Raw genomic sequence first — 16344 nt, forward strand, 5'->3', positions numbered from 1 at the left:
TTGGGCGCATGACGGTCGACCGCCTGCTGATCAACCTCGATCTGAACCTGCTCGTCACGCTGGACGTCCTGCTGCGCGAGCGGAACGTCACGTGGGCGGCCGAGCACCTCGGATGCAGCCAGCCCACGGTCAGCACCGCCCTCGCCCGGCTGCGCCGCCACTTCGGCGACGAGCTCCTCCACCGGACCGGCAGCCGCTACGAGCTGACCCCGCTGGGCGCCCAGCTCGCGGCCCGGACGCCTCCGGCGGTCGAGGGGGTGCGCCGCGTCTTCGACGTCCGCGCCGAGTTCGACCCGGCGACGGTCGAGCGGGAGTTCACGATCATCACGTCGGACTACGCGGCGGCGCTCCTCGGCCCGATCGTCGCGCGGCTGGCCGCCGAACGCGCGCCGGGCGTCCGGCTGCGGCTGGAGCAGACCACCCCGCACGCGGTCGACCACGCCGCGGACACGCTGCGCACCGCCGACGGCCTCATCCTGCCGCACGGGTTCCTCACCGACATGCCGTACACCGACCTGTACGAGGACCGCTGGGTCTGCGTCGTCGCCCGCGACAACCCGGACGTCGGGGAGCGGCTCACCCTGGCCCAGCTCAGGACGATGGGCTGGGTCGTGCTGTTCCACCGGCCCACGGCCTTCGCCCCCGCGGCGCAGCAGCTGCGCATGACCGGCGTCGAGCCGCGGGTCGAGATCGTCGTGGACGGGTTCCTGCAGATGCCGTTCCTCGTCGCCGGCAGCGACCGCGTGGCCCTGATGCAGGAGGGGCTGGCCCGGAAGGTCGCCGGCGCCACCGGCGTCCGGGTCCTCGACTGCCCCTTCGACGTGGTGCCGCTCGCCGAGGCGTTCTGGTGGCACCCGATGTACAGCGGCGACCCGGCCCACGCCTGGCTGCGCGACCTTCTGGTGGAGGCGAGCCGCGAACTCCTGGCCGACCGAGAACCCGAAGGCGGCGCCCTTCCGTGAGACTCCGCTCAGGAAGACGTGCTCGTCGGCGTGGACGTGCGCGTGCGGCCGTACATGGTCCCGGCGGTGAAGTTCCCGGTGTACGGCCGGACATGGCCGGGAGACCGCCGCGGCCGTCGTGGCCGCGGCGATCTCCCATTTCTTGTCGACTTAGCGGACGCGGACGGTGGTGCTCAGGGGCAGGTCGGTCGAGGAGGCTCCCGCTTGGACGGTGCGCTGTCCGGTGCCGCGGACCCAGGTGTTCTCGGGAGTGGACCAGGAGGACAGTTCACGCGCCGGGACGTGCAGGGTGATGGTCCGGGAGGCGCCGGGCCGCAGGGTGACGCGGTCGAAGCCGGTCAGCTTGCGCTTGACCTGCTGGATGGTGGAGGGGAGGTCGGGGGAGGGGCCGAGGTAGATCTGCGGGACGGCCGTCCCGGTCCGGCGCCCGGTGTTGCGGACGGTCAGCCGCACGTCGAGGCCGCCGTCGCGGGCGGCCGTGGCGCGCAGGGCGGAGTAGGCGAAGGTGGTGTAGGAGAGTCCGTAGCCGAACGGGTAGAGCGGGGCGACGTTGTTGGTGGTGTACCAGCGGTAGCCCGACTGGAGCCCCTCGGTCCAGGTGATCTTGCCGTCCTGGCCGGTGGAGCGTTCCGGGTGGCCGGTGAACGGGGTGGTCGCGGCGGGGAAGGTGATGGGCAGGCGGCCGCTGGGGTTGACCGCCCCGTACAGCACGTCGGCGGTCGCCGTGCCGCCCTCCTGGCCGGGGTACCACATCTCGACGACGCCCTTGACCTGCTTTAGCCAGGGCATCTGCACCGGTCCGCCGGTGTTGAGGACGACGACGGTGTCGGGGTTGGCGGCGGCGACGGCGCGAACGAGGTCGTCCTGGTCGGCGCCGAGGGTGCCGACCTCGCCGGCCGTCGTGGTGGTGTTGGCGTCGTCGACGAACACGACGGCGGTCTTCGCCTTGGACGCGGCTGCGGCGGCCGCGGCGATGCCGGCCTGGACCGGCGACCAGGCGAACCGGAGCGTCGGCTTGGCGGCCGTGTCGGCGGCGGGGGTGTAGGTCAGGGTGATGCGGTGCTTGCCGGGCGCGAGCTGGAGCTTGGTGCCGGCGTTGGTCAGTCCCAGGTACTGGCCGTTGACCGTGGGGCCGCCCGGGTAGGTGTTGGGCAGGATCGTGGACGGCTGGGTCAACGTGCGCGCGGTGCCGTCGACCGACAGCGAGACGGTTCCGGTCGCTCCGCTGCCGGACCCTTGGGCGAGGCCGGGATTGATGCCCTTGTTGTAGGCGGAGGCGTTGCCCGAGGAGGTGCCGATCGGGCGCTGCGTCCACAGGTTGTAGGTGTCGGCCGTGGTGATGTCGACGTAGCCGTCCCAGGTGTAGCTGTTGCCCCGGGTCAGGTCGTTCTGGTCGCCGGCGAGCGTGGCGTCCACCTTGGTCCCGATGACCGCGCCGGACGGGTCCTTCTCGGTGCGGGTCAGCCCTCGGGCGCCGTCGGTGGTGGTGAGGGCGGTGGACGGGACGGTGGTTCCGACGCGGTCGAGGCCGGGGGCGAGGGTGGCGCGGGTGCCGGTCCGGGTGCGGACGGCGTCGTAGGGGCTGATGCCGTTGCGGTCGCCGAAGCCCCGCGAGCGCTCGCCGCCGGGGCTGGAGGGCAGCAGGTCGGCCGTCGGACCGATCAGCGCGACGCTGTTCCCGGCCTTGAGGGGCAGGGCGCCGTCGTTCTTGAGCAGCACGGCGGCCTGGCCGGCGAGTTCGCGGCTGGTGGCGATGCCGGCGTTCTTGTCGACCTTGGACGGGGCCCTGCCGATCGGCTTGACGTGCGTCTTGGCCTGCCGGGGGTAGGTGGAGTCGTCCAGCAGCCCGAACCGCTGGTACTGGTAGAGGATCCGGGCGACCGCGGTGTTCAGGGCGTCGGCGTAGGTCTTGCTGTAGGTGGCCGACGCGGGGTCGACGAGCGGCTTGAGGTTGGCCGATGAAAGGTTGCTGGTGATGAACTCCTGGTCCATGCCCGCCAGCAGGTCACTGGTCGCCTTGGAGGCGGTGTAGTCGGAGGTCACCCACCCCTTGAAGCCCCACTGCCCCTTGAGGACGGTGTTGAGCGCGCCGCTGTTCGAGCAGGCGTAGTCGGGCTTGGACTCCAGCGGCGTGATCTGGAAGGTGGCGTAGGAGCACATCACCGAGCTGACGCGCCCCTCCTTGACCGCGGTCTCGCTCGGCCGCAGGTAGAGCTCGTGCGCGGTCTGCGCGTCCACGACCGACGGGACGCTCTGGTTCTGCCCGTTGTACATGGTGAAGTGCTTGACCTGCGACAGCAGCCCGGTCGACTGGATCCCGTTGATCTCCCGGTCGACCATCTCGGACGCCAGGTAGGGGTCCTCGCCGAGGCTGGTCATGTTGCGGCTCCAGGTGGGGAGCCGCGCCAGGTCGACCTGCGGGCCGTAGAGCAGGTCGGTGTCGAGGGCGCGTCCTTCGGTGCCCACGATCCTGCCGAACCTGGAGAAGGCGCCGCGGTCGAACGAGGCGGCCAGGCCGAGGCGGGTGGGGTAGGCGGTCGCGTCCTTGTAGACGTTGATGCCCTGCGCGTCGGCGTGCCGGACGGCGGGGACGCCCAGCCGCGGGATGCCCTGGATGTAGCCGGCCGTGCCGTGCGGGTCCGGGTCGGTGCCGCCGCGGACGAGGAGGAGTTTCTCGTCCACGGTCAGCCGGCCGACCAGCCATTTCACCGTGCCGGTCCACGGCGCGTCCGCCGCGATGGGCGGTGAGCCGCCCTGCCCGGCGAGGGCCGCGCTCTGGCCGGTGCTCGCCAGTGACAGTCCCAGGCTCACCGCGGCGGCGGTGGCCAGGACCCTTCGTCGGAATCTGGGCATGGCGAATCCCTTCGGGGGGGTGGGAAGGCGAGATCGCTCGCGGGTCCGGGCGCCGTCCGGGCAGAGGAATGCCCGGGACGGAGAGGCGATGATCAGCGGGGTGGGTGGGGGACGGCGCGCTCGGATGTCGACATGCGGGTGCGGGGCGGAGCCGCGGGACCGTCACGTCTGACGTTCACCAGGCTCGATGTGTGCGCTGCGCAAACCGGAGTTAAGACGCAGCGCGGCCCTCTCGTCAAGGGTCTCGCGGAGTCGAAGTTTGTCGTCCCGTGCGTCAAACACATGGGCCAGAGCGCGTTCACGCAGTTCAGGTCGGGTTTTGTTGATCGCGCCAACAAAGGTGGCCGAGTTTGGAGCGCGCCGGAACGGCGGTGGGACGCGTCAGGTCGCGGTGTCGAGGAGGCCGCGGTGGCGTTCGGTGGCAGCGGCGGTGCGCTCGATGTCGCCGGCGGCGATGGCCTCGACCAGCTCGGTGTGGATCTCCACGCGCCGTTCGAGGTAGCCCTCGGGGCGCTCGTCCTGGTCGGGGTCGGCGTGGGTGGCCAGGTCGGCGATGCAGTGGGTCATGCTGAGGTACACGGCGCGGGCGAGATGGTTGCGCGTGATCTCGGCGATGCGCTCGTGCAGGGCCCAGTTGGCCCGCATGAACCGGTCGGTGCTGGTCGCGGACCGCTTGAGGCGGTTGAGCAGCTTGCGCAGCGCGGCGATGTCCTGCGGGGTGCGGTGCCGCGCGGCGTCGGTGGTGATGAGCATCTCCAGCGCCTCGCGGACGGCGATGGCGTCGGCCACCGTTGTCGGCTCCTGCCGGACGGTGAGCAGGGTGTGCCGCAGGCGGACGACCGGGTTGGGGTCGGCGACGAACAGCCCGCCGCCGCGTCCGGGCCGGATCTCGGCGGTGCCGCGGTCGCTCAGCAGCCGGACGGCCTCGCTGATCGTGGCGCGCCCGAAGCCCGAGCGGTCACGGAACTCGTCCATGGTGCCGATGAGGTCGCCCGGTGCGAGTCCCCGCTCGGCGATCATCTTCTCGATGTCCGCGGCGAGGGCCTGCGCCCGGGTCTGGGGAGCGCCGCTAACCACCCGAACGAATCTACCAGATACGCCGCTCTTGACCTGAGGCGCCGGGACCGGCGAGAGTAGGGAAACATTCGAAAGGTCCGGGTATTTAAACAAGCTCGTAAGCTGTTCGACCAGCGGGTTCGCCGCTGTCGAGGAGGACAGTGATGGAACGTCTGCTCATCAAGGGCGGCACGGTGGCGACCATGGAGCCGGGCGACCGCCCCCGCCCGGCCGACGTCCTGGTGGAGGACGGCGTGATCGCCGCCGTCGAGCCGGCGCTGACCGCCGACGCCGAGGTCGTGGACGCCGACGGGTGCATCGTGCTCCCCGGCCTGGTGGACACGCACCGGCACGTGTGGCAGGCGGGCCTGCGAGGCCTCACCGCCGACGCGGTGCTGAAGGACTACTTCCGCGGCATCCGTTTCCAGGCGTCGGCGCTGTACCGGCCGGAGGACATCGAGGTCGGGAACCTGGCGGGCATGCTGGAGGCCATCGACGCCGGCGTGACGACGGTGCTCGACTTCTCCCATGCCATCAGCACCCCCGACCATGCCGACGCGGCGATCGACGGCACCCTGGAGTCGGGCATCCGCAGCCAGTTCGCGGTCGGGTTCAGCGATGTGCCCGGCCAGGACGAGGCCCTGTCCAGCGCCGAAGGCCGGCTGGCGCTCGCCCGCAGGCTGCGGGAGGGGCGGCTGTCGGCCGATGACGCGCTGGTCACGCTCGGGATCGCGCTGTCGGACCTGCCCGAGGTCGGCATCGAGCGGATCCGCGAGGAGCTGACGGGGGCGCGGCGGCTCGGCCTGCGCAGCACCACCAACGGTCTGGCGATCCTGTTCCACGACCCGGTGGACGACCTGGCGGTGTTCGACGAGGCCGGCCTGCTCGGCCCGGACCTGGTGTGGGTGCACCTGAACTACGCCACGACCGAGCAGCTGCGCAGGGTCGCCGACACCGGCGGAGCGGTCGCCACGTGCACCGAGGCCGAGATGGCGATGGGCATGGGACGTCCCGCGACCGAGCGGGTGCTGGAGGCGGGCGGGCACTGCACCTTCGGGTGCGACGTGACCACCTCGGTGTCGGGGAACCTGCTCCAGCAGGCGCGCACCGCGATGCAGGTCGCCCGGCTGCTGGGCGCGGACGAGCGGATGGCGGGCGGCCGCGCGCCGGAGTCGGTGCCGCCGTCGTGCGAGACGATGCTCAAGGCCGCGACGGTCTGGGGCGCCGAGGCGCTCGGCCAGGCCGACCGGATCGGCAGCCTCCGTCCGGGCAAGCAGGCCGACGTGATCGTGGTGCGCGGCGACGCGGTCAACACCGCCGCCGTCCACGACCCGTACGCCACGGTGATCAGCCAGGCGCACCCCGGCAACATCGACACCGTCGTCATCGCCGGCCGGATCCGCAAGCGCGGCGGCGTGCTGACGGCCGACTGGGAGTCGGTGCGCCGGCGGCTGGAGAAGTCCAAGGAGTACATCGCCGCGGCCGTGGCCGAGCGCGGGGGCTTCTTCCCCCGGCCGCCGCTCGACCTACCGTGGTGACCTGCCGACCGGAGAGGACAGCCGTGCACGTCGTACGTTCGGACGAGGCGGTCGCCTACCGGCCGCCGGGCCATCACCACGTCGCCGCGCGACGGCTCCAGGGTGCGGAGGCCGGCGGGCCGGACGGCCTGACCGTCGGCATCTCGCACTATCCGCCGGGCGCCACCGTCGATCCGGCCGCGACCGCGGGCGACACCGTCTACGTGGTCCTGGCGGGGCGGCTGACGCTCACCTCCCACGATGACGGGCGCACGCTGGCCCTCGGCCGGCACGACTCGGTCCACCTGCCGGTGGGGGAGGTGCGGTCGCTGCGCAACGAGGGCGATGACGACGCCGTCCTGCTGGTGGTGATGAGGCCGCCCTCGGAGGGGAGCGCCGGATGAGCGATCGGACGTCCGCCGACAGGACCGAAGGGGCGGCGGACGTGAAGCTGCCCAGCTACGACGAACTGCCGTCCGCGCCGGACGGGGGACGCAGCGGCTGGGGCGTGTTCGGCGCCGACGACCAGCTCGGCCTGGTCAACCTGCTCATCCCTGAACGGGCCGCCGCGGCGGCGAAGCTCGTGCGGCGCGGGGTGAGCTTCCCCCTGGACGCCCCCTGGGGGATGTTCTCGCCGCCGCTCAACAGCAACAGAGGCAACCCGCGGCACCACCTGATCGCCCAGCCGGGCGGGATCGGGTTCGACGACGTCTGGGACAACGTGTATCCGCAGGCGGGCAGCCAGTGGGACTCGCTCGCCCACATCGGCTACAGCCGCGAGGTCTACTACAACGGCGCGACGGCGGACGACATCCGCGCCGGGCGCCGCAACACCGTCGACCGGTGGGCCGAGCACGGCATCACCGGACGCGGCGTCCTGCTGGACATGCCCGCGGCCATGCGCGAACTCGGCCGCCCGTACGACCCGGGCACGACCGTTGAGTTCGGGCGCCGGGAACTGGAGGTGGCGCGCGAGATCGCGGGCGTCGAGTACCGGCCCGGCGACATCCTGCTGCTGCACACCGGGTTTACCGGCTGGTACGCCGACCAGGGCGACGACGTCCGCAAGCGGCTGCCGCGCGACCTGCGCGCGCCGGGTCTCGAACACACCGAGGACGTGTGCCGGTACCTGTGGGACTCCCACGCGGCCGCGATCGCCTCCGACACCTTCGCCGTCGAGGCGTGGCCGGCCGACACGACACCTGAGGCCGCGCCGTTCGGCTTCATCCACCAGATGCTCATCGGCAGCTTCGGCATGGCGCTGGGCGAGCTGTGGTGGCTGCGCGACCTCGCCGAGGACTGCGCGGCCGACGGGGTCTACGAGGGGATGCTGGTCAGCGTCCCCGCGCGGGCCCCGGGCGGGATCGCGTCCGCGCCCAACGCGGTGTTCCTCAAATAGGCGAACGTGCCCTTGACGTCCGTCGACGTGACTTGGCACACTTCTAAAACACCCGAACCTTTAGGGACTTATCGCCGGTGTCGCATCCCGGCGGGCAGCCCGGATCCGCACCGCCCTCGGGGCGGCCCACCCCCACCCCGGCGACCGCGGCCGCCGCCATCGCAGAGGAGAGACCAGTGCCAGAGCTGTATGACGTCGCGATCGTCGGCTACGGACCCGCCGGAGAGGTCGCCGCCTCGACCCTCGGCGCCGCGGGCCACCGGGTCGTGGTGCTGGAGAAGCACCGCGAGCTCTACCCCCTGCCCCGGATGGTCACCTTCGACGGCGAGGCCTGCCGGACCGTCCAGGCCACTGGGTCATCGATCGACCGGGCCCTGAGCACCGCCGTGGTCCTGGACGCCTGCCACTTCGGCGACGCGTCCGCCGAGCCGCTGCTGACGATCGACTGGAGCGGCGAGCAGTGCGGCTTCCCCGCGCACAGCTCCGTCTTCCAGCCGGACGTCGAGAAGGTCGTGCGCGAGAAGGTCGACACGATGCCGAACGTCGAGGTCCACCACGGCGCCAAGGTGGTCGGGCTCGTCCAGCGCGACGGGCACGTGGAGCTGACCGTCCGGCCCAAGGGCGTCGCCGGCTCCGCGCAGGACCGGTCGATCGGCGCGCGCTACGTCATCGGCGCCGACGGCACCAACAGCTTCGTGCGCGGCGCCGCCGGCATCGGGATGCGCGACTACGGCCTGCACGAGCGGTGGCTGAACTTCGACATGAACAAGCTGCGGGACCTGCCCGAACGGTTCAACCGGCTCATAATGATCATGGATCCGCGGCGGCCGCACATGTACATGCCGCTCGGCACCACCAGGCAGCGCTTCGAGATCCGCCTGCACGAGACCGAGGACGAGACCCGCATGTACGAGCCGCAGGTCGCCTGGGACTTCCTCGGCGAGGAGCACGGCCTCGGCCCGGAGGAGATGTCGATCTGCCGCCAGGTCGTCTACCACTTCTACACGCGGGTCGCCGAGCGGTGGCGCGACGGCCGGGTCTTCCTCGCCGGGGACGCCGCCCACACCATGACCCCGTACATGGGGCAGGGCGGCTGCTCGGCGATCCGGGACGGCCGCAACATCGCCTGGAAGCTGTCGATGGTGCTGTCCGGCGCGGCGGGCGACGACCTGCTGGACACCTACCAGGCCGAACGCGAGCCGCACGTGTCGGCGATCGTGTTCGCCAGCGACGCGCTGTCGAAGCTGGTCAACATCGTCGACCCGGACGAGGCCGAGAAGCGCAACCACGCGATGCGCAACAACCTCGCCCCGCCGCCGCCCCCGTTCCCCAAGCTGGAGCACGGCGTCCTGCACCGCGAGCCCGACGGCGCCATCGCCGCCGTCACCGGCTCGCTGTCGCCCCAGGGCCGCCTGGCCAAGGGCGGCCGGGAGGGGCGCGGCGACGACCTGCTCGGCCACGGCTTCCAGCTCATCAGCAGGCGCCGTCCCGGCCTCACCGAGGCCCAGCGCGCCGCACTGAGCCGGATCGGCTGCGCCGTCGCCGTCCTGGGCGACCCCGCCGACCCCGACGCGGTCACCGACCTCGACGGCGTGTACCACGCGTTCCTGGACGAGCACGGCGCCGACGCCTACATCACGCGTCCGGACTGGTACGTGTTCGGCGTCGCCGCCGGCGGCGCCCTTCCCGCGCTCGTCGACGAGCTGATCACCCGCCTGGCGGTGCCGGACGGCGAGCCGAACCTGCTCGCCGCGACCTGAGCACGCCGCCGGGCGCCGCTCCCTCTCCCACTGGAAGGCAACTACGTGACCACGGTCCATATCGAGTCCGACATCGAGTTCGCGGTGGCGCAAGGAACGCCACTGAAACTCGACATCTACCGGCCGGACGGCCCGGCGCCGGTGCCGGTCGTCCTCTACCTGCACGGCGGCGGCTGGCAGGTCGGAGACAAGACCGACGGCGCCGACGAGAGGCTGCGGGCGATCGCCCAGTACGGCATCGCGGTCGCCTCGGCCGACTACCGCTTCGCGGCCGAGGCGACCTACCCGGCCCAGGTCCATGACGTGAAGGCCGCCGTCCGCTGGCTGCGCGCCCACGGCCACGAGCACGGCCTGGCGGTCGGCCGCATCGGCGTGTGGGGCGCGTCGGCCGGGGCCTACCTGGCCAGCATGGTCGGCCTGACCGCGAAGGACGCCGAGCTGGAGGGCGCGGTCGGCGGGAACCTGGACCAGTCCAGCGCGGTGGACGTGGTGGTCCACTGGTTCGGGCAGAGCGACCTGCTGGCCAACTCGCGCCGCACCTGGCTGGAGAAGGAGATCCTCAACCCGCCCTTCGAGGGCCCGCTCCTCGGCCTGGACGACGTGGCCGCCGATCCTGAGCTCGCCCGGGCGGCCAGCCCGCTCAACCGGGTCACCGGCGACGCGCCCCCGTTCCTGATCGTCCACGGCGACCGCGACCGCGTGGCGCCCGCCGCCGAGAGCCTCGCCCTGCACGACGCCCTGGTCCGCGCGGGAGCGGAGTCGACGATGGTCCTGCTGGGCGGCGCCGGGCACGAGGGAGCCGAGTTCGACCGTCCCGACCACCTCCGGCTGACCGCCGCGTTCCTGCTCAGCCACCTGACCGACGACGGAGGTGCCACGTGAGCACCGCACCCGACACCCGACTGCTGAAGCAGGTCCTCGCCACCGTCGACGGCGACGACCCCCGCCTCAAGCAGGTGGTCTCCGCGCTGGTCACCCACCTGCACGCGTTCGTCAACGACGTCCGGCCGACCGAGCAGGAGTGGCTCGCCGGCCTGGACTTCCTCATCGAGACCGGTCAGCGCTGGTGCGGACCGCACCGCAACGAGTTCATCCTGCTGTCGGACATGCTCGGCCTCACCACGGCCGTCGATGACGTCAACCACCGCGGTCCCGACGGCATGACCCCCTCATCGGTGGAAGGGCCGTTCCACTCGCCCGCGCCGCCGCGTGAACTGGGCGACTGGATCAGCTCTGGTCCCGAACGCGACCGGGCGACGCCCACCGTGGTGCACGGCCGCGTCCTGGACTGCGACGGCACCCCGCTGCCGGGCGCCGTCATCGACCTGTGGCAGGCCAACGACACCGGCCTGTACGACTCCCAGGACGACTCGCAGGACCAGGGCAACCTGCGCGCGCTGCTCACCACCGACGCCGAGGGTAGCTACTGGTTCCGGACCATCCGTCCCAGCAGCTACCCGGTCCCCACCGACGGCACCGCCGGACGCCTGCTCAAGGCCATCGGCCGCCACCCCATGCGCCCCGCGCACCTGCACGTCAAGGTCACCGCGCCCGGGTACCGGACGCTGACCACGCACGTCTTCCTCGCGGAGGACCCCTACCTGGACTCCGACGCCGCCTTCGCGGTCAAGCCCGAGCTGATCTGCGTCCCGCGGAGGCGCGAATCGCCCGGCGACCAGGAGCGGTGGCGGATGGACGGGCCGTTCGAGGAGATCGAGTTCGACCTGCGGCTGGTCCCGCTCGACTGGACGGCCGACGACGGCGAGCAGACGGAGGAGCGGCAGTGAAGCTTGTGGGAGCGCGCCTGCCGGGCGAGGACGCGGTCCACATCGCCCGCTGTGACGGCGGTGGCGACGATGCCCGGATCCACCCGATCACCGATGTGGACCAGTTCTGGGCCGATGCCCAGCGCTGGACGGCCAAGGCGGCCGAGCTCACCGGGGAGGGCATGCCCGCAGGCACGGTGCGCCTCGTGCCGCCGGTCCCGTCCTCGGCCCGCGTGATCTGCATCGGCCTCAACTACAAGGCGCACGCGGCCGAAGGGTCGTTCCAGGTCCCGGACCACCCGACGCTGTTCGGCCGCTGGACGGCCTCCCTCAGCGTCGGCGGCGTCCCCGCGCCCGTCCCCGCCGGGGAGGCCGGGCTCGACTGGGAGGGCGAGGTCGCCGCCTACGTCGGCGCCCCGCTGTGCGACGCCGACCCCGACACCGCCCGCGCAGCCGTCCTCGGGTACTCGACGTTCAACGACCTCACCTCGCGGCGCGCGCAGAAGCTCACGTCGCAGTGGACGCTGGGCAAGAACGGCGACCGCAGCGGTCCCCTCGGCCCGCTCGTCACCGCCGACGAGGTCGGCGACCTGCGGGACGGCCTGCGCGTCCGCACGCGCGTCAACGGCGAGACCGTCCAGGACGGCGACACCCGCGACATGATCTTCGAGCTCGGCGCGGTGCTGTCGCTCATCAGCCGCACCCTCACGCTCCGGCCCGGAGACGTCATCGCCACCGGCACGCCCGAGGGCGTCGGCTACGTCCGCAACCCGCCGTGGCTGCTCGGACCGGGTGACGTCGTCGAGGTCGAGGTCGACCGCCTCGGCGTCCTGCGCACCCCGATCGTCGGCGCCGCCGGCCGCACCGAGTCTGGAGAGGCATGATTCAGCACTGGATCGACGGCAAGCCCGCCCCGGGCACCGGCGACCGCACCGCACCCGTGACCAACCCCGCCACCGGCGCCGTCACCGGCCGGGTCGCGCTGGCCTCCGCCGAGGACGCGGCCGCCGCGATCGCCTCGGCCGCCGCCGCGTTCCCCGCCTGGCGCGACACCTCGCTGGCCCGCCGCACCCGTGTGCTGTTCGCGTTCCGGGAGCTGCTCAACGCCCGCAAGCACGAGCTCGCGGAGATCATCACCGCCGAGCACGGCAAGGTCCTCTCCGACGCGCTCGGCGAGGTCAGCCGCGGGCAGGAGGTCGTGGAGTTCGCCTGCGGGATCCCGCACCTGATCAAGGGCGAGTACACCGAGAACGCCTCCACCAGGGTCGACGTGTCCTCGGTCCGCCAGCCGGTCGGCCCGGTCGCGGTGATCAGCCCGTTCAACTTCCCGGTGATGGTGCCGATGTGGTTCTTCCCCATCGCGATCGCCGCCGGCGACACCGTGGTCCTCAAGCCCAGCGAGAAGGACCCCTCCGCCGCCCTGTGGCTCGCGGAGCTGTGGGCCGAGGCCGGGCTGCCCGACGGCGTCTTCACCGTCCTCCAGGGGGACAAGGTCGCGGTCGACGCCCTGCTCACCAGCCCTGACATCAAGGCCGTCTCCTTCGTCGGCTCCACCCCGATCGCCCGCTACGTGTACGAGACCGGCACGGCGCACGGCAAGCGGGTCCAGGCCCTCGGCGGCGCCAAGAACCACATGCTCGTCCTGCCCGACGCCGACCTCGACCTGGCCGCCGACGCCGCCGTCAACGCCGGGTACGGCTCGGCCGGCGAACGCTGCATGGCCATCAGCGCCCTCGTCGCGGTCGGCGACATCGCCGACGCGCTGATCGAGAAGATCGTCGAGCGGACCGCGACCCTGCGCGTCGGCGACGGCACCACCGACGTCGACATGGGACCGCTGGTCACCCGGGAGCACCGCGACAGGGTCGCCGCCTTCGTCGACGCGGGCGTGGCGCAAGGGGCCAGGCTCGTCGTGGACGGCCGTACGGCCGACGGCGGAGGCGACGGCTTCTGGCTCGGCCCCACGCTCTTCGACCGGGTCACGCCGGAGATGAGCATCTACACCGAGGAGATCTTCGGGCCGGTCCTCAGCGTGCTGCGCGTCCGCACCTACGAGGAGGGGCTGAAGCTGATCAACTCCAACCCCTACGGCAACGGGACCGCCGTCTTCACCCGCGACGGCGGCGCGGCCCGCCGCTTCCAGAACGAGGTGGAGGCCGGCATGGTCGGCATCAACGTGCCCATCCCGGTGCCGATGGCCTACTACTCCTTCGGCGGCTGGAAGAGCTCCCTGTTCGGCGACACCCACGCCCACGGGCTGGAGGGCGTGCGCTTCTTCACGCGCAACAAGGTCGTCACCGCCCGCTGGCCGGATCCCAGCCACGGCGGCCTCAACCTCGGCTTCCCGGAGAACGCGTGAGCATCCCGCACCCCCTCGAACAGGCGGACGGCCCGCTGGCCGGAACCATTGTCACCGACCTCAGCAGGGCCCTGGCCGGCCCGCACGCGGCGATGATGCTGGGCGACCTCGGCGCCACGGTCATCAAGGTCGAGAACCCGGGCGGCGGGGACGACACGCGAGGTTGGGGCCCTCCGTTCGTCTCACCGCTCGGCACCGACGAGGAACGGGAGTCCACCTATTTCCTGTCGGCCAACCGCAACAAGCGGTCCATCAGCCTCGACCTCAAGTCCGACGAGGGCAGGCAGACTCTGGACGGCCTCATCCGCCGCTCCGACGTCCTGATCGAGAACTTCCGGACCGGCGTCCTGGACCGGCTCGGGTACGGCACGCAGCGCCTGGCCGAACTGAATCCGCGCCTGGTCGTCCTCAGCATCACCGGGTTCGGGCATGACGGGCCCGAAGGCGGCCGTCCCGGCTACGACCAGATCGCCCAGGGCGAGGCCGGGCTGATGTCCCTCACCGGCTCCGGCCCCGAGGACCCGCAGCGCATGGGCGTGCCCATCGCCGACCTTCTCGCCGGGATGTACGGGGCGTACGGCGTGCTCGCCGCGCTGCTGGAGCGCGCACGGACGGGCCGGGGGCAGGTCGTCCGCACCTCCCTGCTCGCCGCGACGGTCGGCGTCCACGCCTACCAGGGCACCAAATGGACGGTCGCGGGAGAGGTCGGGCGGGCCCAGGGCAACCACCATCCCTCGATCTGCCCCTACGGCCTGTTCCGCACCCGCGACGGCGCCGTCCAGATCGCCGTCGGCAGCGAGCCGCTCTGGAAGCGCTTCTGCGCCGCCTTCGACATCGACGCCGACGCGGACGGGATCGCGACCAACCCCGAGCGCGTCGCCAACCAGGCCGCCGTCATCGACCTGGTGACCGACCGGTTCGCGCACCACGACACCGACACGCTGCTGCGCTTGCTGGCCGATGCGGGAGTCCCCGCGGGGAAGGTCCGCGACCTGCGGCAGGTCTACGAATGGGAGCAGACCCGCAGCCAGGGCCTGCTGGTGGACGTGCGGCACCGGACGCTCGGCGACATCACCCTGCCCGGGCCCCCGCTGCGCTTCTTCGCTCCCGACGGCACCGAGACCACCCGTACCCGCCACCTGGCCCCGCCCGTCCTCGCAGCCGACACCGACGCGGTCCGCGCGTGGCTGGAAGCGGTCTGATGCGGGCTCGCGAGCTCATTCACACGCTCCTCGACGAGGGCACCTTCCGCTGCTGGGACGGGCCCCTGCCCGACGTCCGGACGAGCAGCGGCTACGCCACCGAGCTGGCCGCGGCGCGCGAGCGGACCGGGCTCGACGAGTCGGTGACCACCGGAGAAGGGCGACTGCTCGGCGCCCGGGTCGCCGTCATGGCGTGCGAGTTCGCGTTCCTCGGCGGCTCGATCGGGGTGGCCGCCGGGGAGCGGCTCACGGCGGCGGTGGAACGTGCCACAGCCGAGCGGCTGCCGCTCCTCGCGCTGCCCGCCTCGGGCGGCACCCGCATGCAGGAGGGCACGACCGCGTTCCTCCAGATGGTCAAGATCACCGCCGCCGTGGCCGCGCACAAGGCCGCGCACCTGCCCTACCTGGTGTACCTGCGCCATCCCACCACCGGCGGCGTCTTCGCGTCCTGGGGCTCGCTCGGCCACCTCACCCTGGCCGAGCCGGGCGCGCTCATCGGCTTCCTCGGCCCCCGCGTCTACGAGGCGCTGCACGACACGCCGTTCCCCAAGGATGTCCAGACGGCGGAGAACCTCCATGCCCACGGCCTCATTGACGCGGTCGTCCCGGTGAGCGGCCTGGCGCGATTCCTCGGCACGGTACTGAGCGTGCTCAACGCGCGGGCCCGGCCAGGCAGCGAAGAAGCCCCTGCCATGGTCGATGAGACTCCGGCGTGGGACTCGGTCCTGGAGTCGCGGCGTCCGGGCCGCGCCGGTGTGCGCGACCTGCTTCGGGTGGCGGCCACCGACGTGGTGCGGCTCAGGGGAACCCAGACGGTGACCGCCCTGGCGCGCTTCGGCGGCAACCCCTGCGTCCTGGTCGGCCAGGACCGTGACGGACCGGCCCCCGGCCCCGGAGCGCTCCGCCTCGCCCGCCACGGGATGCGGCTGGCCGCCGATCTGAAGCTCCCGCTGGTCACCGTCATCGACACCCCCGGCGCCGAACTGTCCCAGCGGGCCGAGGAAGGAGGGCTCGCGAGCGAGATCGCGCTCTGCCTGACCGATCTCATCACCCTCCCGGCCCCCACCCTCTCGCTGCTGCTCGGGCAGGGGACGGGAGGCGCCGCGCTCGCCCTGCTGCCGGCCGACCGGGTCCTGGCGGCCCAGCACGCGTGGCTGTCACCGCTTCCTCCCGAAGGCGCCAGCGCGATCGTCCACCGCGGCACCCTGCACGCCCCGGAACTGGCCGCCGCTCAGCGGATCCGCGCGAGCGACCTGCGCGCGGACGGCATCGTGGACGACGTCGTCCCCGAAGACCCGCACGATCGCGACCAGATCAGCCGCGCGGCCGGCCGAGCGCTCGCACGAGAACTCGCCCACCTCATCGCCGCTGACGGCGAACAACGCCTCCGGCTACGTCGGCGCCGCTACCGGCACGTCGGTCTCTGAAACCGATGGCACCGCCGCGATAGCGCCATCGCGTCCCGACGTG

General features: G+C 72.3%; 13 protein-coding genes. 11 read left to right on the top strand and 2 right to left on the bottom strand.

Annotated features, from left to right (window positions below):
* Positions 1-8 precede the first annotated feature (8 nt).
* The gene (locus E1300_RS09460; protein WP_131756505.1) at positions 9-962 is read left to right on the top strand and encodes a LysR family transcriptional regulator; all 954 of its coding nucleotides are present in this window, start codon (positions 9-11) and stop codon (positions 960-962) included.
* Between the two features lie 150 nt (positions 963-1112).
* On the opposite strand, the gene E1300_RS09465 is transcribed toward E1300_RS09460, so the two are convergent.
* Positions 1113-3815 carry a beta-glucosidase family protein gene (locus tag E1300_RS09465; RefSeq protein ID WP_131756506.1) on the bottom strand — a complete coding sequence of 901 codons (2703 nt, stop codon included), beginning with the start codon at positions 3813-3815 and terminating at the stop codon, positions 1113-1115.
* A gap of 381 nt (positions 3816-4196) precedes the next feature.
* On the bottom strand, positions 4197-4892 hold the full coding sequence (locus E1300_RS09470) for a FadR/GntR family transcriptional regulator (protein ID WP_242619033.1): 696 nt from the start codon (positions 4890-4892) through the stop codon (positions 4197-4199).
* A 143-nt stretch (positions 4893-5035) separates the two neighbouring features.
* Between E1300_RS09470 and E1300_RS09475 the strand changes: the two genes are divergently transcribed.
* The 10 genes from E1300_RS09475 to E1300_RS09520 all read left to right on the top strand — a co-directional run bounded on the left by E1300_RS09475 (position 5036) and on the right by E1300_RS09520 (position 16301).
* On the top strand, positions 5036-6409 hold the full coding sequence (locus tag E1300_RS09475) for an amidohydrolase family protein (RefSeq protein WP_131756507.1): 1374 nt from the start codon (positions 5036-5038) through the stop codon (positions 6407-6409).
* Positions 6410-6432: 23 nt separating this feature from the next.
* Positions 6433-6792, top strand: a complete 360-nt coding sequence (locus E1300_RS09480) for a cupin domain-containing protein (protein ID WP_131756508.1) — start codon at positions 6433-6435, stop codon at positions 6790-6792.
* The gene (locus tag E1300_RS09485; RefSeq protein ID WP_131756509.1) at positions 6789-7787 is read left to right on the top strand and encodes a cyclase family protein; all 999 of its coding nucleotides are present in this window, start codon (positions 6789-6791) and stop codon (positions 7785-7787) included. The genes E1300_RS09480 and E1300_RS09485 overlap by 4 nt, the downstream gene beginning before the upstream one ends.
* A 176-nt stretch (positions 7788-7963) precedes the next feature.
* The gene (locus E1300_RS09490) at positions 7964-9547 is read left to right on the top strand and encodes a bifunctional 3-(3-hydroxy-phenyl)propionate/3-hydroxycinnamic acid hydroxylase (RefSeq protein WP_165502757.1); all 1584 of its coding nucleotides are present in this window, start codon (positions 7964-7966) and stop codon (positions 9545-9547) included.
* Positions 9548-9592: 45 nt separating this feature from the next.
* A complete protein-coding gene (locus E1300_RS09495; protein WP_131756511.1) occupies positions 9593-10429 on the top strand; it encodes an alpha/beta hydrolase in 837 nt (278 codons plus the stop codon).
* A complete protein-coding gene (locus tag E1300_RS09500) occupies positions 10426-11334 on the top strand; it encodes a dioxygenase family protein (protein ID WP_131756512.1) in 909 nt (302 codons plus the stop codon). Before E1300_RS09495 ends, E1300_RS09500 begins: the two co-directional genes overlap by 4 nt.
* On the top strand, positions 11331-12197 hold the full coding sequence (locus E1300_RS09505; protein ID WP_131756513.1) for a fumarylacetoacetate hydrolase family protein: 867 nt from the start codon (positions 11331-11333) through the stop codon (positions 12195-12197). The genes E1300_RS09500 and E1300_RS09505 overlap by 4 nt, the downstream gene beginning before the upstream one ends.
* The gene (locus E1300_RS09510; protein WP_131756514.1) at positions 12194-13672 is read left to right on the top strand and encodes a CoA-acylating methylmalonate-semialdehyde dehydrogenase; all 1479 of its coding nucleotides are present in this window, start codon (positions 12194-12196) and stop codon (positions 13670-13672) included. The genes E1300_RS09505 and E1300_RS09510 overlap by 4 nt, the downstream gene beginning before the upstream one ends.
* A complete protein-coding gene (locus E1300_RS09515) occupies positions 13669-14874 on the top strand; it encodes a CaiB/BaiF CoA transferase family protein (RefSeq protein WP_242619034.1) in 1206 nt (401 codons plus the stop codon). The genes E1300_RS09510 and E1300_RS09515 overlap by 4 nt, the downstream gene beginning before the upstream one ends.
* The gene (locus E1300_RS09520) at positions 14874-16301 is read left to right on the top strand and encodes a carboxyl transferase domain-containing protein (RefSeq protein WP_131756515.1); all 1428 of its coding nucleotides are present in this window, start codon (positions 14874-14876) and stop codon (positions 16299-16301) included. Before E1300_RS09515 ends, E1300_RS09520 begins: the two co-directional genes overlap by 1 nt.
* Positions 16302-16344: the final 43 nt, after the last annotated feature.

The organism is Actinomadura fibrosa (assembly GCF_900659615.1).
GTDB classification, from domain to species: Bacteria; Actinomycetota; Actinomycetes; order Streptosporangiales; family Streptosporangiaceae; genus Spirillospora; species Spirillospora fibrosa.